This is a genomic window from Schaalia sp. JY-X169 (assembly GCF_014069575.1).
Lineage (GTDB): Bacteria > Actinomycetota > Actinomycetes > Actinomycetales > Actinomycetaceae > Scrofimicrobium.
The window spans coordinates 2,311,561-2,334,489 of sequence record NZ_CP059675.1 but is presented as its reverse complement, the minus strand read 5'-3'; the positions used below and the strand labels follow the sequence as shown (position 1 = coordinate 2,334,489).

Here is a 22,929-nt window from a genome sequence, read left to right as displayed (position 1 = left end):
CACGCTGGAAATCTGCCACAGCAGTGAAGTTAGTGGCGGTGTCCCGCGCGGCGACCGAAGAGCCTTCGATGAGGCGAATCCGCGGGGTTTGGGCTTGCGCGGGATTGCGTGGGTTTGCATTTTATGGGGTTTTGGCTGCCAAGCATCTCCATTTGGCGGGGGTGCTGCTTAGTCACTCGAATGCCCTCGGCAGCTCCTCAAGACTCCTTCGGCAGCAAGCCTTGCCGAGGGCGTTTGCGAGCAGCCGAGAAGTTATCCGCGGACAAGACTAAGATGGTCGGCGTGAGTCATTCCACAGCGAGTTCCGGGCCCCAGAGGGTAGCTGTTGTTATTGCCGCGCGCGATGACAGGGAGACGATTCCTGCGACTGTGCGCGCCTGCTACGCCATCCCGGATGTGGATTTGATTGTGGTTGTGGATGACGGGTCTGATGACGATACAGCTCACGCAGCCAGGGGAGCTGGTGCTGTCGTGGTGCGTCACTCCGTGCCTCGGGGAAGGGCATCTGCACTGGAAACAGGCGTCAAGGTCGTGGCGATGCGTGATCGTGTCGACTGGCCTGCGCGTCACCTGCTCTTCCTGGATCCGAACCTTGGGGATAGTGCAGTTGAGGCAACGGCGCTGGTTGATGCGGTCAACAGCAAGCTCGCGGCTTGCGCGATCGGCGTTATTCCAGAGGAGACCAAGTCGGGACGCCGTGGAGCCGCAGAGAAGGCGGCCTACAAGACGATTCGGGGAATTACCGGGTGGCTGACGTTCGACCCGCTGTCTTCGGATCGTTGCCTAACCCGTGAAGCAGTCAATGCCATAATGCCTTTTTCTACCGGGTTGGCCGTGGACGTCGCAATGACAGTGGACTTGATTTCGTTGGGGTTCACGGTTGTTGAAGTTCCCTGTGCGTTTGAGTTCAGGGGCGAGGCCGGTCGGCGCGACAACTATGCTGTGCCCCGGCGCGGCGACATTTGGTGGACAGTGAGGGCGAAGCGTCTTCGCTCCCGCAGGATCAAACGCGCTGACCGCTTGGAGAAGCTCCGCCAGGGCTTGGGCATTCCCTACGGAATGGTCTCCGGGCCTGCGCGCCCGCCCGGTGATACGGACGAGGCCGAGGCACCGCCCTCTTCTAGGGTCGCAGACCTCTCGTAGGGTTGCGAGGGGCACCTCCCCACTCTTCCAGCAAGCCTAAGGTTGCCGAGGTCACGTAAGGTTGCCCCCGTTCGTGCGGCGGGCAACCTTAGGCGACGGCGGCAACCCTACGTGATTGCGGCAACCGTAGGCGACGGCGGCAACGTTAGGGACAGGATTCCGACCGGTCACGGGCCACGCGGGGGTCTCTTGGGTCACGTGGGGCTTGCTTGGTCCCGGGTCGGGTTTCGCTAGCCCGCTGTGCGCAACCGCAGCGAGTTGGCAACCACGAACACCGAAGAGAACGCCATCGCAGCCGCCGCAATCATCGGATTCAGCAGTCCCAAGACAGCCAACGGCACGGCCAGCAGATTGTAGAAGAAAGCCCAGAACAGGTTCCCCTTGATAACGCGTAGTGTCTTGCGTGAGATGCGAATCGCGCGGGGCGCGGAGCGCAAATCCGAGTTCACCAAGGTTATGTCGGCAACAGCCATCGCCACATCCGTGCCGGATCCCATAGCCATCCCCAGGCCCCGTTTGGAAGCCTGAGCCATCGCAGCGGCATCATTGACGCCGTCTCCGATCATGACAACAGTTTTCCCCTCATTTTGCAGCCGCTCGACCTCGTCCCTCTTCTCTGATGGAAGTACCTCAGCCCGCACCTCAGTTATCCCCACCTGGGATGCGACGTGCCGGGCCGCCGCAGTGTTGTCCCCGGACAGAAGGACGGAGTTGATTCCAAGACTGGCCAGTTCCGCAATCGCTTCGGCCGAGTCAGGTTTGATGGTGTCACGCAACACGATCAAACCCAGAACTACCGCTCCCGTGATCTTCTCGGGAAGGACTCGCTCGCGTTGTGGGGGTGTGTCTGGCGCGCCGAGCGGGGCGGCCTCCAGGTTCTCGCGACGCTGAACGGTTCCGCCATAACCGGCTGCGGCCACAACGTCCTCAAGCTCCCTGTCGGAGTAGTCCTGATCCAGCGTGATCATTGCTGTCTCAGTAGCCAAGTTGACCTGTGCCGATACGCCTGGGAGCTTCTTGAGTTTACGTTCAACCCGCCCCACGCACGACGCGCAGGTCATTCCGGTGACACCCATGGTGACCTGCGCTAGGTGGCTTGCTTCCAGAGTCTGGTCAAGTAGACCTTCCAGGGAATCTGTCGAGAGTTCCTCCCCGGATTGCAGATCACCGTTGGCCACAAAATTTGAGGCGGGTGCCGAGACAACAGCGACCACAGTCGCCCCCGAATCCTCAAACGAGGCCTGCTGGTCCGCCAGTCCAACAGGCAGCGCGATACCGTGCTTAGCCAACCACCTTGAACCACCGACGAGGACGACAGCGTCGTTCCCACTGCCCAGACTCGCTGAAACGCCCTTGCCTGCGTGGTTAGCGAATGCGCTGATACTTGGCATTTGCAAACCACGTTCTGCTGCCGTCCGGTAGATAGCCTTGGCGAGTGGATGCTCAGATCCTGCTTCCACAGCAGCCCCCAGAGCCAAAAGAGATTCTTCATCCTGATCAGGTGCTGCGGGCAGAACCTCGTCGATGGAAAGCACGCCACTGGTGACCGTGCCGGTTTTGTCGAGGACGGCGGTGGTGATCGTCCTGGTCTGTTCCAATACCTCTGCGTTACGGATAAGGATTCCAAGTTGCGATGCGCGTCCCGACCCGACTAGAAGGGCAGTGGGTGTGGCAAGTCCGAGGGCGCAAGGGCACGCGACCACCAGTACCGAGACAGCAGCTGTGAACGCTGCCTGCAATGGGTTCCCAAGACCGATCCAGACGATCAGTGTGAGGAAGGAGATCGCAATGATGATTGGGACGAAGACCGCGGAGACCCGGTCTGCGAGCCTCTGAACGGGGGCCTTGGTTGCCTGCGCGTCAGACACCATTCTTCCGATTTGAGCCAGCGTGGTTTCCTCACCAACGCGGGTCGCTTTGACAACGAGCGCACCCCACGTGTTGATTGTTCCACCGGTGACATCATCGTGAATGGTGACATCTTGGGGAAGGGATTCCCCAGTGAGCAGGGAGGTATCGATCGCCGAGGCACCTTCTGTGACGATGCCGTCGGTCGCGACCTTCTCTCCCGGGCGGACCAGGAAGTAGTCATCGACCTTGAGGCTGCGTGCCGGAACGGTTGTTTCTAAGCGTTGCCCAGCGGCAGTCCACGTGACCAAAGTTGCCTCTTTGGCCCCCAAGTCCAAGAGCTTTCTCAGGGCGTCCCCGGCGCGATAACGCGTTCGAGCCTCAGCCCAGCGCCCGGCCAGAAGGAACACGACAATCATCGCGGCGGCCTCAAAGTAGAGTTCAGCGTGACCCGAGTGAGCCGAGTGGTCCAGACGCGGAATGAGCGTCATGCTCATCTTCATGCCGATTTCGCCTGCTCCGCCGAAAAGGAGTGCCCAGTAGCTCCATCCTGCAGAGGCGACAATGCCCAGGCTCACCAGGGTGTCCATGGTGGTTGAACCATGACGCAGAGCCATGAAGGCAGCTTTATGGAAAGGCCAAGCACACCAGGTCACGACAGGGAGGGTGAGGGCAGCAATCACCCATTGCCAGCCAGGAAACTGCAGTGGTTGAACCATCGAAACCACCATGATGACGATTCCCAATGGGAGCGCGACAAAGAAGCGGGTTCGTAGTGCCTGGGCCCGAGCTGACGCGTCCTCACCCACCCGGGGCGTGGAATCGTAAAGAGTCTCCATATTAGTCGCGCCTAATTTCCTTGAGCACGTATCCGGCCTCGGAGACAGCATCACGCAGGGCTTCATCATCAAGGAGCACATCGGAAACGACCGTGACTCTGGATGTTCCACCTGCGTTGAGAATAACTTCGACGTTCTTTACGCCCGGCACCTCTGAGACCTCTTCCGTCACGCTTGCAACGCAGTGCCCGCAAGTCAGTCCATCCACATACAACTCTGTAGTGCGATCAATCTGTTCCACGGTGGGTCCTTTCGTCGGGAGCGGTGTTCGCTCACCCCCAACGATACCCACGCCCTCCGACATGCTCCAGAGCTCAATGCTCAAGGCGAACTGTTGCTGGGGGTGAAGTCAGGCCTGCGGCTCCCATGACCTATACGATTGGGGCAGCCGACGGAGAGGATGAAGTGGAACACTACTATCCCCTACGCCGTGTCCCGCAGGCAGTTTCCCAGAGGGTTCTGTGGGACCACTTGAACGTCTTGGTTCGGCCCCTTGCAAAGAGCGTTGCAGTATCCGCTGTTTCTTCACTCGTGTTCAGCAGGGACCCACTGGTGCGATCCACGTTGGAGGAGCGTGCACGCCAATCCGGTGACGCCGTGTTCTCTCAGATGCAGCACATCTACTTTGACAACCCCGGCCTCGATACGGTTACGGTGCGAACCCTTAGCAAACTTGGCAGAGAAATCGCCTACTTCGGCGCCCGTATTCTGCGGGTTCAAGTCGTTCTGGGCCTAGATCCTGAGGGGCGGGCCGCAAGAAATCTCAAAGCAATCCCCGCAACCGGGTACGACGCTTTGATGGTGACGGGACTGGCCGCAGGGAAAACCCTCGGCTACTTCAAGGGCGGCCGTGTCCTAACAAGGCTGTGGTGGGACAGCGCCAACCCTGAGGCACCCCTGGACTTGGATCCAGGCCACCCGAAGCCGGGGGTGCGCCGCTACGGCGCCCCGACATCCCTGCGGGACATGGCGGCAGATATTGACGACCTCTACTGGGCCCGCGCCTACGGTCAGAGCATCAAGGTGACAAGGGTGGGCGAGGGCGCGACTCGGCGCTGGCTAGTCTCACTGCCAGGAACAGACCACGCGGAGTACGCGACCCAGCCGAACCCCGCCGACTTGGAAGCGAACCTGCGCGAAGAGTTGAACATGCCCAACGCGATGCGGCGGGGAACCATCGATGCCATCCGCACAGCAATGTATCGGGACGGTATCGCGCCAGAGGCGATGGCTGAAGAGAAGGTCTTCATCTGCGGCCACTCTCAAGGGGGGATGATTGCCGCGGCGCTTGCCGCCACGCCGGTCGAGGAAGTTGGAGTAAAGGTCGACCGCATCCTCACACTGGGTTCACCAACACGACGCTTGCGGTTACGTGATGACGTGGTGGCGGTTGCGGTCGAACACGACCAAGACATTGTTCCCTCGCTTGATGGCACACCGCGACGCAACCTTGATCAACGCGTGACAGTTCAGCGCAAATTGCACGCACCTCGCATGAACCCACTCTTCTACGCGCATTCGTCCTCGACCTACACGGAAACCGTGCGAAGGATGGAACGCCAGAGGATAGTCGCGCCATTTGGGCGAATTGGCAAGGCGGTGGGCGCACTCCAGGACTACCTCCCCAAGGACGGTGAACCCTCGCGGGTTTTCCATCTCTATGTGTGGCAGGAGTTGCGTAGTGAGGTCGACCGCCACCCGTGGACCAACATGTTTGACGTGGCTGCTCCGACCGGATGGCAACCCGTGCGCTATGACAGCGAGGTGCTGATCGACGAAGAGGTTGCTAGGCCAGCCGTGGAACGCATCGGGGAACTTGCCGGTCACGTGACAAGCGTGGTCGCAAGTTCTGATGTGGTGACTGCAGCAACAAGATTGATTGAGGGAGCCGGGGACGAAGCAAACCGAGACAACGGGGAGGAAGAGAATGCCTCGACGATTGGGTGAATGGGTCCTTGACCTGAAACTGGTCCGTCCTCTGCGGGACCTGAGCAGATATGCGCCGCGTGCGGGCCTGGCCGTGGCGGCGGGGACTGTCAAGAATCTGTTGGGCAACGTCAAACCGACCCCGGTTCCGGGCCGGACTGAACGCATCCGTTTGGTTGTCAGAGAGAAACTCAGGCTGAGCCCCCTCCTTAAAATGCTGCCCGAGGGCGCGAGGGTCGTGGTCAAGGTTGATTTGGACGAGAGCTTCGGTAAGCCGCTTCTCCTCTCTCTTGACGTGGTCATGATGGCGACAATCGAGGAGCTTAGGGCCTACTCTGAAGCGGAACAGAAGACCTTATCGGGTCTGCTTTCAGACCTTTTGGACCGTGCCGTACTGGTGGCGTGGGACAACCCGGAGATAGCCCCGGTGGCGGTGCGTGGGCGGATCGTTTTCGAGAACACGGGGGATGAGGGCGCCAAGGCAATCACTGTCGCCGACATGACCACCTTGGGGTTCGAGGACGAAATTGCGCGGGTGGAGGACCTCTATCAGCGTTTTGGTGCTCCTCTAGCTGACCCCGATTGGCACCCGTAAGAGGACTGCCTGCCGGGGAGCTGTGCCAGACGGAGCCGACTAGAGAAGGTCGACCAGACGGGCAGCCAAGCCCGTGTAGGTCGCCGGTGTGAGGTTGCGGAGGCGCTCCGCTAGATCGTCTGGCAAATCGGCGTGATTGATGACCTCAAGCATGTCGTCTTGAGAGACAGTGCGTCCCCGCGTTGCGGCCTTGAGGAGCTCGTAGGGTCCAAGTGTGGCTTCCCTGTCCTGCGCGACACCTGAGCTGCTCTGGGCATCCTGGAGTTCCGCGACTCGGAGTCCCTGTTGAATCGCTTCAGAGACCACCTCCCAGTGAGCATCCAGCTCTTCGGCAAGTAGGGACACGTTGGCCGTGAGTCCCGCTAACCCTCGAACCAGATTATCAATCGCAACCAGCGAATATCCCAGTCCAACCCCGATGTTCCTTTGGGTGGAAGAGTCTGAAAGGTCGCGCTGCATACGCGATGTAGACAGGGCTTGGACGAGGACGTCGAGGACGCCATTTGAGAGTTCCAGGTTCGATTCGGCATTCTCGAAGCGGATCGGGTTCACTTTGTGGGGCATGGTTGATGAACCTGTGGACCCCTGGGCGGCGAGCTCCTGCTTGAAGTATCCCAACGAAATGTATGTCCACATGTCTGTCGCAAGGTTGTGAGCGATGCGGTTGAAACGCGTGATGTCGGAATAGAGTTCGGACTGCCAGTCGTGGGACTCAATCTGGGTTGTGAGAGGGTTCCATGTCAAACCCAAGCCCTGCACAAAGCTACGACTGGTCGTAAGCCAGTCGACGTTTGGAAGCGCCACAACGTGCGCCGAATAAGTTCCCGTCGCCCCGTTGAACTTCCCCAGGTACTCAGCTTTTTCGATGCGTTTGAGGGCGCGCTGCAGCCTCCAGACGAAAACACCAAGTTCTTTGCCCACAGTGGTGGGGGTGGCGCTCTGCCCGTGTGTCCTCGCCAGCATTGGAGCGTCGCCAAGTTGCTGTGCCATCTCGGAAAGCCCTCTCACCAGGCCCTGTGCGGCAGGAAGCCACACGTCCTCGACGGCACCGCGGACCCCCAGGGCCACTGAGAGGTTGTTGATGTCTTCAGATGTACACAGCAGGTGGACGGCCTCGGCGTAGCGGTCGAGGGCGGAAGGGGTAGCGGCCTCGACCTCATCGGAACTGTGGGCAAGAATGTGTTCGCGAACCAGGTACTCAACGGCCTTGACGTCGTGGCGTGTCTGCGCCTCAAGGGCCGCAAGGCGTGCGCGACGGTCATCCGTGAAATCCGCGGGCAAGCTTCGCAGGTAGGCGATGTCTTCAGCGGAAAGTGGAGGCAGACCGTCGACAAGGTCGTTGGTCGAGATAAAGACCAGCCACTCAACTTCAATGTAGATACGCAGTCGATTGATTGCGTCCTCGGACAGGTAGTTGGCCAAACGGTGCGTCTGTGCGCGGTAGCGTCCATCAAGGGGGGACAGTGCCCATCCGCGGTCTGCATCTGGGTCAGCACTGAAGGGAGGGAGTCCCTGGGTTGGCATGGTGGTCACGGTGTCTCCAAAGGCTTGGGCGGCGCGTACGTCTTCCCTAAGGATAGACATCAACGGATTCTTCCCAGAACGCCGAAGGCGGTGTTTTCCACAGAAGTGGGTTTACGCGGATGCCGTGAACCCGGGGGCCGTCTACCTTCGAGGGATGTTTAGAGAAACTCATGGAGAATCCGTAGCGGCGGCGCAAAGGTCAGTTGACTACGCCCTTGCCGCATTGAGTCACACGTACTGTCCGACGTGGAAGGGCAGTGCCTCTGTTGCTTGCGCTGACAATCTCACGCAGATTGTCGGCCTTGGTTCAGAGGTGTACAGGCAGTTGCATGTCCTCCGCGTCAGGCTCGAAATGATCGAGCAGCTGCGGGCTGAGGTGCTGGCCACTGCCGCCTTACAGGGGGTGGGGTGATGGAGCAGTGGATGTGGGTCAGCGACGGGCAGACGCAGGTGGATACTTCGGAACTTATTTCTGCAGCGGTGCAGATGTCCGATGCGCTTGCGGCGGCTCGGCGCGCGGCGATGGTGCTGTGGGAGGTTGGGCACCAAGTTGGGCTTGGCGGGGCGTGGCCTGATGGCGGCATGGGGGCGGTGACAACGCCGCTTGGCGTGGAACTGGAGGAGCAGGTTGCAGTTGCCCAAGTCCAGCTGGTGCAGGTGCGGCAGGATCTGCAACAGTTCACTATTCTCAGCGATCGTCACGCCGAGTGGTTGAGCCAAGCAGCCTTGATCTACGCCGGTGCTGAGGCGGGCGTTGAAGGTTACGCTACAGCTTGTGCCACTCTGACTTCGTTAGGGTGTGACTTTCCGGCTGGCCAGGGGTTGGGGGCGCGATTCGGCGCCGGAATGGCACTGTTGGGCGCCCTACCCGCCATGGTGGGACAGTTTCAGTCAAATGGGGGACCGGTAAACGGGACGGTTCCCTCCGGTGGTGTTGAGGCGCAAGCTCACCTTCTTTCTGTCACGGGAACTACTACTGGCTTTCACTCAAGCGTGGTCACGATCGCCCGCTGGTGGAAGTCTTTGGGAGATTTCTTTTCCGGCCGGGGCGGTGGAGTTGTCGTCGCTGACCAGACAGGCAATGCCGTCTGGGGGTCTCCCGCAACCCTGGCAGTAGGGGCTCCGGTAGCCATTCCGTCTCACCCCGCGGGGACCACCGAGGACGCCGTGGTGCGAGCACGGTCACGGTTGGACTCCGCGGTCCTGAAGCGGGGATCCGAGGAGGACGTGTTGGCGGCGGCTCTGGGTGATGGCGGCCAGGTGTCGCCGATGATGCCGTACGTGCCGGATACAAAGGTTGCGACCCCACTCACTGCCTCCGCCCTACTGGCTCGGATTGCCATCTCTGGGTCGTCGCCCTCGGTCGGAGAGGTGCAGATACTCCGTCACCGGATTGTGCCTCCGCCCTCGGCCGCGGTGAACGGACGCGGGGGAGGATCGCGTCAAAGCGACCTGCCACGCTATTCGTGGTCCGTGGTGGTGCGCGGAACGCAAGAGTGGCTGCCGGGAAGCAACAACCCTCAAGATATGCAGTCCAACCTCGAGGTGGTAGCAGGGAGAAACTCAGACCAGACCGCTGCGGTTCAGTTAGCAATGCACCTCGCAGACATAGGCCCGGGCGAACCCGTCGAGTTCGTGGGCCACTCTCAGGGAGGTGCGATAGCGCTTGACCTGGCGGGGAACAAACAGGTCAAAGAGAAGTACAACGTCGTCTCAGTGTTGACGGCTGGTGCGCCAACAGCCGGCGTTGGGGCGGACGTTGATGTTCCGGTGCTGAACCTGGAAAACCTCAGCGACATTGTTCCTTCGCTTGACGGGGCTCCCGCGGATGCTGGCAAAGAGAGGGTGACGGTACTTTTTGATCCACGGGCCCTCCCAGGTTCTTCACAGGGCAATGCACATTCGCTGCGAACCTATGCAGCGGCGGCGACACAGATCGACAGTGAGGCGGCTACGAACCCAATGGCAAGCGAAGTTGCTAAGTGGTCGCAGTCGCGGGTGACCTCACTGGATCTCAGCAATGTTGAGAGTTCTGAGGCCTTGTATTTCCGCACCTCAAGAGCGCGATGACGGCGGGGTGGGAATCGCGTTACCGCGCTGGTCGTGGGAGAATCCACTATGCGCTTCTTGACTACAACACTCGGTAACATGGCGGGCATCTGGGTTGCTGCATGGCTCCTCCCGACCGTAGATTTTCGCCAGGGTGAGGCATGGCAGTCGACCCTCTTCTACCTCTTCGTGATCGCAACTGTTCTGACGGGCGTGAACTGGTTGATTCGCCCGGTAATCCGCGTTCTGGCATTCCCCCTTTACATCCTCACGCTAGGTCTCTTCGCGCTGGTGACGAATGGCCTGGTCTTCTTCATCGTGGGTTGGGGGTCATCGATTGTCCGAGTTCCGCTCGTAGTTGACGGGTGGGGTGGGGCAATTTGGGGCGGTACCATCACCGCAATTGTGGCCGCCATTGTGGGGGGACTCCTCAGCGCGATCCTCCCCTCGAAACCAGCACAAAATGGGGTCTGAGGCAGCCCCCTTTGCGGTACGTTGCTATGAAGAGAACTTGGGAGGATGTCCAATGACGGAAAATTCGCAGCAGAACACCCTCGGTCCACTGACCACCCTGGCGATCGAGGCCGAACGACACACGGTTACCACCAACTACCATCCACTTCCTGTTGTCCTTGCCGAAGGTGATGGAGCCTGGGTTACCGACGTGGACGGCGTGAGGTATTTGGACGCTCTGTCAGGGTATTCTGCAGTGAACTTTGGACATTCGAATCCGCGGATCGTCGCCGCGGCGCAACAGCAGATCGCCAAGCTCGGCCTCATCGCCAGGGCCTTTCACAGTGCGAACTTGGGGGCCTTCTGCAACGCCCTCGCGGATCTCACTGGGATGGACATGGTCCTCCCGGCAAACAGTGGCGCAGAGGCGGTGGAGACCGCGATCAAAGCAGCTAGGAAATGGGGCTACACCGTTAAGGGTGTTGGCGACAACCAAGCCGAAATCATCGTCATGGACGACAACTTCCACGGACGCACATCCACCATCGTCTCTTTCTCAACGGACGAGGACGCCAAGGAAGGGTATGGCCCCTACACACCGGGATTCATCTCCGTTCCATTTGGAGATGCTCAGGCAGTCCGGGAAGCTATCACACCGAACACAGTGGCTGTCCTCACCGAACCAATTCAAGGCGAAGCAGGCGTTGTGATCCCACCCGCAACCTTCCTACCCGACATCCGGAAGATCTGCGACGACAACAACGTTCTCATGATCGTTGATGAGATCCAGTCGGGCTTTGGGCGAACGGGAGCAACTTTCGCCTGTGAACTCCTCGGTGTTCAACCTGATCTTTATACCCTTGGCAAAGCCCTCGGTGGGGGTGTCTACCCGGTGTCAGCAGTTGTGGGTCGGCGTGGCGTCCTCGAAGTCTTCACCCCGGGTACCCACGGGTCAACATTTGGTGGAAACCCGATAGCGGCTGCGATCGGCCTCGAGGTCATCGAAATCACCAAGACGGGGGAGTTCCAGCAAAACGCCCTCGACCGCGGTGCTCAACTACGTCACAGGCTTGAAGGGATGATGGTTGAGCACGCGGGTCTGATTGATGGGTTCCGCCAGATTGGACTGTGGGTGGGAATCGACTTCAACCCAGACGTGGTGACTGGAAGGGAAGTCTGTGAGCTTATGATGGCACATAGAGTACTGATGAAGGATGCTCACGGTTCTGTTGTGCGAATCAGCCCGCCCCTGTGTGCAACGGAGGTGGACATAGACTTCCTGTGTGATGCGCTAGAAGCAACATTGGGACAAGTGGCTTCCTGAAGTTTGTCGGAACTGCAAGGATGAACCAGGGCGGACGTGCTTGACCACGTTGACACTGATGGAGAGGGAAATGCGATGAAGACTGTACATATTGCCGCTGACCACGCTGCTTTTGAGCTGCGGGAGGCTCTTGTGGAACACCTCAAGGACAGTGGTTACGAGGTCGTGGACCATGGTGCATACGTCTACGATGCGCTCGACGCCTACCCGCCCATGTGTATTGCCTGTGGTGAAGCGGTGGTTCAAGATGGTGAGAATGCGCTTGGCATCGTCCTCGGCGGATCGGGCAACGGCGAACAGATGGCGGCGAATCTGGTTGATGGTGTTCGGGCCGCTCTGGTGTGGAATGAATCCACGGCAAGACTCTCCCGCGAGCACAACAAGGCCAACGTAATTTCCATTGGTGCCCGTCAACACACCATTGACGAGGCGACCCGATTGGTGGACATTTTCCTAGAGACGCCGTTCTCAGACGATGAACGGCACATCGAGCGCATCGACATGATGGCCGAATATGAGGCGACTCGCTGCGAAGGGTAGCTCGCGCGAATAGCCCCGCCTGTAGGGCGCCCTAAGACAGGGTTGCAGGAAGGACGAGGACGAGGACGACCGCTGTGGAAACAGCGAACTCCGTGAATCCCACAATCGCGGGACGCAAGGGTTTGCCCAGTTTGTTCGACCATGCGGGGAACGCCACGGACCTCACCAGCAGAAGAGCCCACAAGGCAACAATCCACCAGGACAACATCCCCAAACTTGCGATGACGAGCGCAACGGTCAGCACGACGCCATGGTATGCGATGGAACCGCGGATCCAAGCCCTGCTGCCCCTTTCCCGTATCAACGTCTTCACGTAGGGGATTGTGCCAACGAAATAGAGCGTGAGAACCGCTGTTGCAAGCCACATGCGAGCCCAGTCATGCGGGTTGGAGCCCAGGGAGAATGCAATAGGAGTGAGAAGCTGAGATGCCATGACAGCCGAGGCGCGCGCAAGGAAACTACGGTCTGCATCCCTCCACATTTCCCATACGGCAACGCCAAAGCACACTGCAAGGGCCGGCGCCCAGACCACCAGGTCCGGCTTAATCAACACCAGCCCCAATGCACCCACAGCGGCGAATGAAGCGTAGGTGATGAGCGCACTACGATAGCGAGCCTGTCGACGGGCAACGGCGGCTTTACGCTTCGGGTCCAGGGGTTTGCCACCGGTTCTCTTCCGGGCGCTCGCACTCACCTTGATCCACAATCCAAGGGCGCTGAAGAAGAAGAAAGCAGCCAGCCAGGCGAAGGTGAGGAGCGCTTGCGGCCATGTGAAGCCACCCAGGATGCTGCCTACCAGTATGGGGACCAGCATCATGGCCCAAGCCCCGTGCTGGTTTGTGAGCCATCCTTTACGAACCAGTGCGTGAACCCGCGCGCCGTGCGGAGCCGAGGTCGTTGTCTGCGTACTGTTCATGCTCACCTACTGCCGAGATCCTGCTCTACCCGGCCTCGAGAACCCCCGTGGATCGGAGGACGTGGAGACAAAAATGTCGGGACACCAATGGTGGTGTCCCGACACATCACGGTCGGGGTGGCGGGAATTGAACCCACGACCTCTTCGTCCCGAACGAAGCGCGCTACCAAGCTGCGCCACACCCCGCGACTGCACAAGTATATGGCTCTCTACACCGTTGGACAAACCCGAAGAAGTGAAACCTCCGGGCGGCAGAAGAGGCGAACGGGAGCGTATCGGGAAGTCCCCAAACCCGCGGAGACGTGCAAAGACGAGGATGCGGGTGGTGTCGATGTAGTCCAGTGGGTGAGTCCGCGACTGTGACGGCGTGGAATATCGGTATTGGTCACAATCGCTCCGTAAACGGGGAGGCGTATCTGACCGCCGTGGGTGTGCCCGGCCATGATTAGGTCGGAGTCAAGGCCCGTGAAGTTGTCAAGGACGCGACGGTATGGGGCGTGCGTAACGCCGATCCTCAGCGACGAAGGTTCCCACCAATCCGCGTTGGGAGCAGTTGGCCGGTCACGCTTGATGTGAGGGTCATCGACTCCGACCAACGCAACTGTCTGGTGTGAGTCTTCGATTGGAACATGCAGGGAGCCAGCTTGATTGGTGAGGTCGATCCAGCCCGCCCCGGTCATGGCATTGACTGTTTCTAACCAGGGAAGGTCGGGTTGGAGCGCCGCCCTGTTCGCTGCGTTGGTCGCCGAATGGCCCGGCATTAGGTAGGAGGTCCAGAGCTTCGCCTGGGGTAGGTAGTAGTCATTAGAGCCGAGGACGAATGCACCCGGCTTGTCCATCAGGGGTTCCAAGGCTTCCAAAAGGAGGGGAACACCGTCTACTGAGCCGAGGTTGTCGCCCGTCGAAATCACCATGTCGAATTTCTCAGTGCGTGCAACCCGTGCAAGAAAATCGACTATGAAACCCTGGCGCTCAAACATGTGCAAATCAGAGATATGCAGAATGGTTGTTTCGCGCAACCCGGGACGGGCTGGCACTGAAACGTTGAAGTGCCGCACAATTGGGAAACGCGCCTCGAGGGCTGCAAGACCCACCCCTGCTCCAGCGGCTGCTGTTAGTCCGGCCAGCGCTCCACTGGACCAGCGCATGAAGCCGACAAACCGCGATCCCATTAGGGACTGTCGACTACCAATTTCCTCAAGAGAGGGTCGAGGCATGGCGGACTATCCTCCGGTGTTGGTTTCAGGGGTATCAGGTGTCGCTGCGTCTTGGGTAGCTGCGCCCTGCTGGGCGGTCGCGGTGTTGGCTCGCTGCACAGGCTGGGCTACAGGCCTATTCCCAATGAATACGTCTTCAAAGCCTTGAACTTCTTGGCCCTCAAGAGCATTCACCATGTAATTGGCCCAAGTGTGCCCAAGGAAAGGACCACCGTAAAGATAGTCGAAGTACTCGCCATTGATCATAAGGTTTTGGCCAGGCCGCATCGGGTTGTCTGCCACTCCGGCCCAAATGGCGGTGGAAAGCTGGGGGGTGAAGCCAACGAACCACACACTCGAGTTTTCGTCGGTCGTGCCCGACTTGCCCGCGTAGGGACGCCCGATTTGGTACGGCTGGGATTGGTAGGCCTTGTAGAGGACGTTCGTAACTTGCTTGGCGACGGTTGAGTCAATGGCGGAGGCACACTCCGGCTGGTAGGTCTTGAGGATGGTGCCATCGCGATCCTCCACTTCAAGGAGGGCCATTGGGGAACAGAGGGTCCCATGGTTCGCTAGGGTACCGTACGCCGCGGTGAGTCCAAGGGGGGTAACTTCTGAGGAACCAATGATATTACCCGGCACAGTAAGCACTGTGTTCCCTTCCGGGTCCGTGATCCCCATGGCCTTGGCCCGTTCAAAGATTTGGCAGAAGTCGACCTTTGTTGCCATGTCGCCAAAGGCTTGGTTCACGGAGAGTCGGGTGGCGTCGAGTACGCTGTATGCGCCAGCTTTCCCTTGGTTTGTTTCACCAGGGGACCAAGTTTCTGTGTAGATTGGTTGGCCCCCACATTTGAAAGAACCATTTGGGAATGTGTTTCCACGACCGCCCACGACCTCGTATGCCGAGCGGGACTCGTAGAACCACTGGACCAGCGTGAACATTTTGAATGTTGAACCAGCCTGGAATCCCATGCCGCCTCCGTGAGCGGAATCTGCATTGAAAGAGACTTCAGTGGCCGTAGGGTTCGCTTCGGTGGCTGGCCCGTAGGGCGTGTTCTGTGCCATGGCAACGATGTAACCATTCTGTGGAACAACCGAAGACAGGGCAACATTCAGGCCGGAGCCATCCCCAACCGGGACACGGCCATTAACTGCCGCCACGGCTGCGTCTTGATCCTGTCGGCTCAGAGATGTTCGTAGCGTGAGTCCGCCTGTGTTCAGAAGGTGTTCGCGTTCTGCACGGTCTGCTCCAAAGGTCTCATCTGCCAGGAAGGTTTCGATTGCGAAACGGCAGAAGTATGCGGCAGAGCCGGCACCACCGCAACCCGCGACAGCGTAACTTGGGTTGAGCATCTCCTCGATAGGTGTTGCAACGGCCTCGTTATACTCAGCCTGGGAAATGAAGCCTTCTTCACGCATCTCCCTAAGCACAACGTTTCGACGGTTCTGTGATTCTTCGGGATTCACAAGGGGGTCAAAAAGGCTTGGCTGCTGGACGGCTCCAGCAAGTAGCGCTGCTTCTGCGGGGGTCAAATCTGCTGCGGACTTAGAGAAGTATGTTCGTGACGCGGCCTCGACCCCGTAGAGGTTGACACCGAAGGTTGCGAGGTTCAGATAGCCGGTGAGAATTTCATCTTTGGTGAGCTTGGTTTCTAGAGCGATTGCATATCGGGCCTCACGCAACTTACGTTCCGCTGAGAACTCTGTGGCCTCATCAATGAGGTCCTGGTCGCCTGCCTGCAGACCTCTTTCGAGGAGCATGTTTTTCACGTACTGCTGGGTGATCGTGGATGCGCCTTGGGTGTCACCACTGGTGAGGTTGTTGACGAGGGCGCGGGCCATACCGTGCGGGTCGATGCCGTGGTGGGTGTAGAAGCGCCGGTCTTCGATCGCGATGATGGCGTTCTTCATGATGGGGGCAATTTGCTCGGATTGCACCACGGTCCTGCGCTCCGCGAAGAAACGGGCCATTACGCTACCGTCGGAGTTCAGCATCCGCGACTCTTCGGCAGGCTCAATCACTTCCATTTCGGAGGGGAGCTCACGGAAAGTTGCGGGCACGGCCTTGACAATTGCCCCTCCGGCACCAGCAGCTGGCAGGGCGAATCCAGCTGCAAGGGCTCCAAGCAGCGTTGATATCAGTGCGATCGCAGCGATAATTGCGACAAACTGTACAAGGTTGAGCCTGCGTGAACTGCTGTTACGGGTAGAACTGGCCATGACACTAGCCTAGTCAGTAGAGTAGGAGTGTGGAATAGAAGCACATCTTGCGAGGCTCGCCTCACACTGGAGTGAAGGGCTGTAGATGTGCGGAGGTGTTAAATGTTTACGTCTGAAGACTGGGAAGACCAGAACTGGGTGGTTCATGCACGCTGCGCGTCAGATCCGCCCGACTCACTGTTTGTGAAGGGAGCAGCACAGCGCACAGCCAAGCAAAGATGCTCGGGGTGTCCTGTTCGCCTGCAATGCTTGGCAGATGCATTGCAATGCGGTTGTGACTACGGGGTTTGGGGGGGTCTGACAGAGAGGGAACGAAGAGCCATCAGACGCCGGTTCCCAACCGTAGACGATTGGCCCGCGTGGCTGGAGACGTCTGAGGAGACTGTTGCGACGGAGCTTCGTAAGTCCCAGAGCCCAAAGGTATTGGCGCTGGTGCGTGGCTGATTCGATATGGGCAGGTAGGCTTGGCTCATGAAAAAATGGGAGTATGTAACGATTCCGCTGCTCATTCACAACACCAAGGCGATTCTTGATACCTGGGGTGATGATGGGTGGGAGCTGGTCCAGGTCATTCCAGGACCCTCGAACCCGGAGAACCTGGTGGCATATCTGAAGCGCGAAAAGCAGTAGCAGCCACGCCTTTTTGGTTTGGCTTTGCCGCTGCCGCTGCCGCTGCTGCCGCTCCTGCTGGTCCTGCCAGCGCTGGTGGCTTTGGCTTTGGAAGTTTCGAAGTCCTCGGGCGATTCTGCGGATTGGGGTGGGTAGTGACGGCAATGGTGACCGGTCGTAGAGGCGAAGATCCGACTCTGCGTGTGTGGGCACGTAAGAGTTCCAACAAAAACAGGTGGAGCACCCCGACTTAAGGGGTGCTCCACCTTCTGTTTTTGTTGCAGGAACCTCAGCGGAAGTGCCGTGGGAAGTCACCAGTGCGGCCGAGGGCCACCAGTGGCGCGAGGGGGCTCTAGTGAGCGCGGCGCTGCAGCCGTTCCACATCGAGCAGGGTCACAGCCCGGCCTTCCAACCGAATCCACCCACGCGACACGAAGTCAGCGAGCGACTTGTTGACCGTCTCGCGAGAAGCACCAACCAACTGGGCCAGCTCTTCCTGAGTCAGATCGTGAGGGACATGGATTCCTGAATCCGTCTGAGTGCCGAATCGACGTGCCAGATCCAAGAGCGACTTTGCGACGCGCCCTGGAACATCCGAGAAGACCAGATCGGAGAGGGACTCATTTGTCCTGCGGAGCCTTTGTGCCAGGGCACGGAGCATATGCTTTGCGGCCTCTGGGTTCGTGTCAAGCATCGTCGACAGATCCGAATGGTTCAGCGACAAAAGCGTCGCGGAGGAAACGGCAGTGGCCGTCGTGGAACGTGCCCCCGGATCGAACAGGGTTAGTTCCCCGATGATTTCACCCGGACCAAGAATTGCCAGAAGTGATTCCCGACCGTCACTGGAGGTATGGCCGAGCTTAATCTTGCCTTCGGTAACGATGTACAGCCGGTCACCCGGGTCACCCTCTTCGAAAAGCACCTCTCCTCTTCGGAGTGAAGTGTGACTGGTGCGTGCTGCCAAGGCTGCGAATTGCTGTTCGTTGAGGCCGGTAAATAGGGGCACTCGACTAATGAACTGATCGTCCACACTCATGTTCCATTGACTCCATATCTACTACATCTTTTGCGGTTGCTGAAGGAGGGGTCCCCCGGCTCGCGCACTCACACCATGTGAGTGACCCCACGCCAATGTAATACTAGCTTGCCAGATGACCAACAGACCGACAATACGGCGACTAGCCTCACGTAAAAGGCCCGTGAAATGGGTTCCATGCCTCATTTGGTTTTTGCCCGCGAAAGTTGGCATGGTTGGTTATGGGGACGGAGTTGAGTATGGCTACTCGTGCGGAGATTACCGCTAAATATGCTCGTGAGTATAAGCAACTATCTAAGAAGGATCGGGGACGATTGTTGGATGAGGTGGTCTCGGTGACGGGGTGGAGTCGGGATAACGCTCGTCGACGTTTGTCCCAAGCGGCAGCGCCCAAACCCAAGATCCGCGGCGGCCCATCAAGGCAGCGCAAGCCTCGGCCTTTCAAGTATTCCTATGATGCGCGTAAGACTTTGCAAAGAGTGTGGGCGATGGGTTTGGGTCAGTGTGGGAAGTACCTGGTTGTATCCTTGCCAGGCCTGCTTGATGCCCTTGAGGCTCATGGGGAGCTTGTTGCTGGGGTGGACCGGTATTCCAGTGAGGTCAAAGAAGAGCTCTTGAGTATGAGCGCGGCAACGATTGATCGGTACTTGAAGCCCTTGAAAGAGGGAACAAACCTGAAAGGAGCGGCAACAACCAAGCCCTCACCCTTGTTGCGTTCCTCGATCAAGATCCGTAAGGCAGGCGATGAAATGGAGAACCGTCCTGGCTTCTTTGAAGGCGATACGGTGGCTCACTGCGGGCCAACCTTGGTTGGTGAGTTCGCCCGGACTTTGAACCTGACCGATGTGTATACGGGGTGGAGTGTCACTACCAGCATTAGGAATAACTCCTCGCGTCACATCATTGCTGGTTTGAACCGGATCATTGACCGCTGCCCCATCCCTTTAGAGGGCGTGGATTTTGATAACGGTAGTGAGTTCATCAACTACGATGTCGTGGCCTGGGCTCAAAACCTGGAACTGTATTTCACCAGGAGTCGGCCCTATAAGAAGAATGATCAAGCCAGTATCGAGTCCAAGAATAACCACGTCGTACGCAAATACGCTTTCTACTGGCGCTATGACACACAGGCCCAACTCTCCCTCCTGGAGCGGCTATGGGTAAACGTGAATGACTACATGAACTACTACACGCCAACCATCAAACCAGTAGGGTGGGACACCGATACTAGGGGGCGGCGCAAACGCGTCTACGACACGCCCAAAACCCCCTTCGACAGGCTCAAGGACTCTGGGGCCCTCACCAAGGCTCAAACCTTGGAAATGGAAGCGTACAAGGCGTCATTGAACCCTGCCGCGCTAGCCCGTAACATCACCCGCATCCAATCTGAACTGACCACTCTGGCAAAACGAGGCACCGTGAAACTCATCGCTCAAACCGAAGCCAGAAACAAGCTCCCCAACACCGCCAAAGGCATCAAACTACCCCAAGCCAGCTAACCCAACTTTCGCGGGCAAAAACATATGAGGCACCAAACCAACTTTCGCGGGCAAATTGACATGAGGCATTACGTACGGTGAATCCACCAGATGTGGCTAAACCTTATTGTCTCCTAACCTTGACTGCGGGTTCCTTCACGATCGGGATATATCGTTGCCAAGTGATCAAGCAGGATCTGTGAGACGGCCTCGGGTTCCTCTTCATTCGGAAAGTGCCCTGACTCTGTGATTTCCAAATGCAATACCACTTGGCCACTAAGAGCGGAGTCTTCCACGTACGAGGACGGAGGAACGTGCCCGTCCCGCAGGCCCCGCACTGACCAGACTGGAACTTCAACCCGTCCTTCCAAGACCTTCTTGGATGCTGACGATGGCTTCTTAGTTGCCTGTTCAACTTCCAGAGCCGCATTTGCTGCAAACACGCGCCGCAGTGGGGAAGCGTATTGCTCGGCCAGCCCTGACATGTGGTTGACATGGGACGGTCCGCACCACGAGGTCAACATTGTCTCGACCAGAGAGCCGCTACGCAGCTTGCGTTTGCGTGACAGGGGGACCCTTGTGACGTCGCTTGAGCCGCGACCCACGCGAGACAGTGGGTGGGGCGCAGCAAACGTCACGATTGAGCGCAGCTCCGCCGGTGCCAAATGAGCCACCGTCCATGCCACGGCACCCCCGATACCGGTGCCAACCAGGGTGTATGAAGGTGTCCCCGTGGCGTTGGCTACTGCCACGACATCTTCCGCGAGGTCAAGAAGCTCTACTGAATCGGGTTGGAGGTCGCTTCCTCCCATCCCACGCAAATCCATTGCAATGACACGGAACCCACCGTCTGAAAGAGCCTTGATCTGCTCACGCCATGACCACCAGTTCAGAGGAAAGTCGTGGAGTAGAAAAACCGTTGGTCTGCCTGGTTCATCCCCGGCAACAACCACGTGAAACGAGACTCCGCGAGCATGTACATCGCGGTGAACCCACGGACCAGCAGTGCGGACTTGGGAGGCAGCACTCACTGGTAACGCTGGGCCTTCTCCGTAGCTTTGCGCGCCCATCGGGCCTTCATAGCATGGGGATTAGTTGTTGCCACAGATATCCGCAGCGCCTCCTCACTGCGCCCAGTCCGACGTACTGCAGCAATAACCCAGCCAAGTGCCACCATGAGGAAGCCAAAAGCAAACAGCAACCCGGTGAAACCAGAAGCGAGGAAATGGTTGGCGATGTTGCCGCCAAAATCGTTCCACTCAGCGATGGCTGTCGCGCCCCAGTAGCCAGTCTCCCCCACTAGTGCGGGAACAACGAGGAACGGTGCGCCCGCAATCATCACCAGCGTTCCGACCACAATTAGCCCCAGTGATGACTGGGCAGCAAGGATCGCGATGATGGTCACTGCTATAAGTCCTGCAAACAACTCACCGAGAGCAGCCGCGTTGATGTTCCCGGAAACCATCGGGTTTCCCTGGGCAAAAGCCAACCGAGCGGCAGCATCAGCCAGTAGGTACCAGGCAACAGGCGCAAACAAGAGAGTGAAGAGAACGGAGAGTACTCGCGGCATTGCGCGGCTGGGAAGTACGGGAAGCGCTTCGGCCTCGAACGTGATTGAGGGCCGCGCAGTCGTCATTGCCTCTTCAAAAGTGGCGGCAGCAGGGTGGAGTTTCGATGTTCCACCCGCTAGGGTCACCGCAGATGCTGCCTCAACGACAGTCTCTGTTGCGGCATCACCCTGAATGAGTGATCGGCGGAGTACCTGTGTCGCGTCCTCTTCTTCAAAGTTATCCACAGCGGGAGTGTTAGTCGTCACCTCGTCGGTTACCACGGCCTCACCCACTGCAGTGCCACGCTGCGAGGCAAGTGTTGGACGACTAAAGTCGGTGTCCGCAACGCTGATGTTCTCTTCAAACCCCATAAAGTCATCTTCATCGCCCGTGGGTTCGAGGGCGGTGTCGCGTTCTGCGGCAGCGGAATCTGTGACCCCCACAAGTTCCTCCGTGTTACCACTAGCCCCACCTGCTGGGGCATCCAGTTCTTCACCGGTGAGGACAGATGCCCAAGTCACATCTTCTTCAACGCGGGGGGTGGGTTCAACGATGTCGTCGGACGCGGCGGGGACTGCTGGATCAAAGTCAGCATCTCTATTGTGCTCAACCACTGGGGACCTCCTTATTTGGTGCAAACATATCGCTACAACGCCGTGATCCAAAGGACCCCGCCCGGCTCGTTGCATTGATTGTCCAACTATTCGTGTTTGGCGCACCTAAGCTGGCGTGGATTGGCGTTGAAGATCCATGAAACTGATTGCGAGGTCGGAGTGGAGACGACAGACGGCATGGTGCACTCCGCGTGCTCCCAGCTCCGCTTTGCGGAAGGTCTGCGGCGCCGGTGGCGTGAGGCCCGGGCAGAAGCGGCCATCCAGGAGGCAATGGGGATTTCCTTCATCGAGGGCGTTCGTCTGCCAGCTGCCGACTTGAGGGTGCTGGTCTCACAAGCAGACGCCCTCGACCAAGTTGACGCTGGTGAGGCGCAGACCTTGGGAATCTGGAGGGCCGTGTGGGAGATCGAGCAGCAGCTTCCAGCCCTCAACCAGCGCGAGCCATCCCAAGCCGGTGCGCCCAGGGCCGTTCCCGCAGTGTTGGCAGGGATCAACCGAGATGTCTGCTCGTACCTGGTCGCAGCCGGGTTCCTTTCACCGGCTTCCGTTGCTGTCCCCCGGGAGCCGACCGTGCTTCGTCGACTCCTAACGCTCAGCGCGGAACCTGAGACCACAGCGCTCCACAAGGCGTCGGAGTCCTGGCGCCTGATAGTTTCCAATCAGTTGTTCGAGGTCGGGTCGGGTGCAACGGGCGTGATATTCGCGAAATGGATGCTTGCAAGATCCGGCGTGGAACCAACCGGTGTTGCAGTTCTCTCCGACTGGCCATCGAGGAACAGGTCCACCTACGCGGGGATCGTCAACGACCATGCGGCACCAAATGCGGCATGGAGTGAACTGGTCAACAGGTGCGTCATCGACGGGTGCGCCGCGGGGGAAGTGGTCGCACGATCCGTCCAAGCTGGAAGGTTCCCAACCCGCTAGGGACTCCCGGAGTAGACCTGCAACGTGGAGTTTGTCCCCAATACACGGTTTACAGCGTGTTCCACAGGGAGGCCAATTCGTGGTGGCAGGCATGCCCGCAATCTTGTTTTCTTGGGGTATGAATAACGAAACAAACGAACATCCA

21 protein-coding genes and 1 tRNA gene are annotated in these 22,929 nt (G+C 58.8%); 12 read left to right on the top strand and 10 right to left on the bottom strand.

Features of this window, described 5'->3' with window-relative positions; translation table 11 throughout:
* Positions 1–273 precede the first annotated feature (273 nt).
* A complete protein-coding gene (locus H2O65_RS10125) occupies positions 274–1,143 on the top strand; it encodes a glycosyltransferase (RefSeq protein ID WP_182141568.1) in 870 nt (289 codons plus the stop codon).
* Positions 1,144–1,373: 230 nt separating this feature from the next.
* On the opposite strand, the gene H2O65_RS10120 is transcribed toward H2O65_RS10125, so the two are convergent.
* Together H2O65_RS10120 and H2O65_RS10115 are read right to left on the bottom strand one after the other, a co-directional pair.
* Positions 1,374–3,830 carry an HAD-IC family P-type ATPase gene (locus H2O65_RS10120; RefSeq protein WP_182141567.1) on the bottom strand — a complete coding sequence of 819 codons (2,457 nt, stop codon included), beginning with the start codon at positions 3,828–3,830 and terminating at the stop codon, positions 1,374–1,376.
* 1 nt (position 3,831) lies between these two features.
* Positions 3,832–4,071 (bottom strand): heavy-metal-associated domain-containing protein, encoded by a 240-nt coding sequence (locus tag H2O65_RS10115; RefSeq protein WP_310649229.1) that lies wholly within the window; start codon positions 4,069–4,071, stop codon positions 3,832–3,834.
* Positions 4,072–4,196: 125 nt separating this feature from the next.
* Between H2O65_RS10115 and H2O65_RS10110 the strand changes: the two genes are divergently transcribed.
* Together H2O65_RS10110 and H2O65_RS10105 are read left to right on the top strand one after the other, a co-directional pair.
* Positions 4,197–5,777 (top strand): alpha/beta hydrolase, encoded by a 1,581-nt coding sequence (locus H2O65_RS10110; protein ID WP_182141566.1) that lies wholly within the window; start codon positions 4,197–4,199, stop codon positions 5,775–5,777.
* Complete coding sequence (locus H2O65_RS10105) at positions 5,758–6,351, top strand: hypothetical protein (RefSeq protein ID WP_182141565.1); 594 nt, start codon at positions 5,758–5,760, stop codon at positions 6,349–6,351. The genes H2O65_RS10110 and H2O65_RS10105 overlap by 20 nt, the downstream gene beginning before the upstream one ends.
* Positions 6,352–6,390: 39 nt before the next feature.
* On the opposite strand, the gene purB is transcribed toward H2O65_RS10105, so the two are convergent.
* The gene (gene purB / locus H2O65_RS10100) at positions 6,391–7,875 is read right to left on the bottom strand and encodes an adenylosuccinate lyase (protein WP_182142772.1); all 1,485 of its coding nucleotides are present in this window, start codon (positions 7,873–7,875) and stop codon (positions 6,391–6,393) included.
* A gap of 154 nt (positions 7,876–8,029) precedes the next feature.
* On the opposite strand from purB, the gene H2O65_RS10095 reads away from it, so the two are divergent.
* The 5 genes from H2O65_RS10095 (at position 8,030) to H2O65_RS10075 (ending at position 12,241) form a co-directional block, all read left to right on the top strand.
* On the top strand, positions 8,030–8,287 hold the full coding sequence (locus tag H2O65_RS10095; protein ID WP_182141564.1) for a hypothetical protein: 258 nt from the start codon (positions 8,030–8,032) through the stop codon (positions 8,285–8,287).
* Entirely contained in the window at positions 8,287–9,945 is a 1,659-nt protein-coding gene (locus H2O65_RS10090) for a hypothetical protein (RefSeq protein ID WP_182141563.1), read from the top strand. The genes H2O65_RS10095 and H2O65_RS10090 overlap by 1 nt, the downstream gene beginning before the upstream one ends.
* 48 nt (positions 9,946–9,993) lie before the next feature.
* A complete protein-coding gene (locus H2O65_RS10085; protein ID WP_182141562.1) occupies positions 9,994–10,398 on the top strand; it encodes a phage holin family protein in 405 nt (134 codons plus the stop codon).
* 52 nt (positions 10,399–10,450) lie between these two features.
* On the top strand, positions 10,451–11,701 hold the full coding sequence (gene rocD, locus H2O65_RS10080) for an ornithine--oxo-acid transaminase (protein ID WP_182141561.1): 1,251 nt from the start codon (positions 10,451–10,453) through the stop codon (positions 11,699–11,701).
* A 75-nt stretch (positions 11,702–11,776) separates the two neighbouring features.
* Entirely contained in the window at positions 11,777–12,241 is a 465-nt protein-coding gene (locus H2O65_RS10075; protein WP_182141560.1) for a ribose-5-phosphate isomerase, read from the top strand.
* A gap of 31 nt (positions 12,242–12,272) precedes the next feature.
* Here H2O65_RS10075 and H2O65_RS10070 read toward each other — a convergent pair whose 3' ends face one another.
* The 4 genes from H2O65_RS10070 to H2O65_RS10055 all read right to left on the bottom strand — a co-directional run bounded on the left by H2O65_RS10070 (position 12,273) and on the right by H2O65_RS10055 (position 16,573).
* On the bottom strand, positions 12,273–13,157 hold the full coding sequence (locus H2O65_RS10070; RefSeq protein WP_182141559.1) for a YwiC-like family protein: 885 nt from the start codon (positions 13,155–13,157) through the stop codon (positions 12,273–12,275).
* 112 nt (positions 13,158–13,269) lie between these two features.
* Positions 13,270–13,343: transfer RNA gene (locus H2O65_RS10065), tRNA-Pro, on the bottom strand.
* Between the two features lie 23 nt (positions 13,344–13,366).
* Positions 13,367–14,374, bottom strand: coding sequence for a metallophosphoesterase (locus H2O65_RS10060; protein WP_259349520.1), 1,008 nt, complete (start codon positions 14,372–14,374; stop codon positions 13,367–13,369).
* A 6-nt stretch (positions 14,375–14,380) separates the two neighbouring features.
* The gene (locus H2O65_RS10055; RefSeq protein WP_182141558.1) at positions 14,381–16,573 is read right to left on the bottom strand and encodes a transglycosylase domain-containing protein; all 2,193 of its coding nucleotides are present in this window, start codon (positions 16,571–16,573) and stop codon (positions 14,381–14,383) included.
* Between the two features lie 102 nt (positions 16,574–16,675).
* Between H2O65_RS10055 and H2O65_RS10050 the strand changes: the two genes are divergently transcribed.
* Both H2O65_RS10050 and H2O65_RS10045 read left to right on the top strand, forming a co-directional pair.
* On the top strand, positions 16,676–17,017 hold the full coding sequence (locus H2O65_RS10050) for a WhiB family transcriptional regulator (protein ID WP_182141557.1): 342 nt from the start codon (positions 16,676–16,678) through the stop codon (positions 17,015–17,017).
* 27 nt (positions 17,018–17,044) lie between these two features.
* On the top strand, positions 17,045–17,203 hold the full coding sequence (locus H2O65_RS10045) for a DUF4177 domain-containing protein (protein ID WP_182141556.1): 159 nt from the start codon (positions 17,045–17,047) through the stop codon (positions 17,201–17,203).
* A gap of 331 nt (positions 17,204–17,534) precedes the next feature.
* On the opposite strand, the gene H2O65_RS10040 is transcribed toward H2O65_RS10045, so the two are convergent.
* Complete coding sequence (locus tag H2O65_RS10040) at positions 17,535–18,218, bottom strand: Crp/Fnr family transcriptional regulator (RefSeq protein WP_182141555.1); 684 nt, start codon at positions 18,216–18,218, stop codon at positions 17,535–17,537.
* Positions 18,219–18,457: 239 nt separating this feature from the next.
* On the opposite strand from H2O65_RS10040, the gene H2O65_RS10035 reads away from it, so the two are divergent.
* On the top strand, positions 18,458–19,717 hold the full coding sequence (locus H2O65_RS10035; protein ID WP_182141554.1) for a DDE-type integrase/transposase/recombinase: 1,260 nt from the start codon (positions 18,458–18,460) through the stop codon (positions 19,715–19,717).
* A 113-nt stretch (positions 19,718–19,830) separates the two neighbouring features.
* Here H2O65_RS10035 and H2O65_RS10030 read toward each other — a convergent pair whose 3' ends face one another.
* On the bottom strand, positions 19,831–20,727 hold the full coding sequence (locus H2O65_RS10030) for an alpha/beta fold hydrolase (protein ID WP_182141553.1): 897 nt from the start codon (positions 20,725–20,727) through the stop codon (positions 19,831–19,833).
* Positions 20,724–21,860, bottom strand: a complete 1,137-nt coding sequence (locus tag H2O65_RS10025; RefSeq protein ID WP_182141552.1) for a hypothetical protein — start codon at positions 21,858–21,860, stop codon at positions 20,724–20,726. The genes H2O65_RS10030 and H2O65_RS10025 overlap by 4 nt, the downstream gene beginning before the upstream one ends.
* Positions 21,861–21,986: 126 nt before the next feature.
* Between H2O65_RS10025 and H2O65_RS10020 the strand changes: the two genes are divergently transcribed.
* Positions 21,987–22,784, top strand: coding sequence for a hypothetical protein (locus tag H2O65_RS10020; RefSeq protein ID WP_182141551.1), 798 nt, complete (start codon positions 21,987–21,989; stop codon positions 22,782–22,784).
* Positions 22,785–22,929 lie beyond the last annotated feature (145 nt).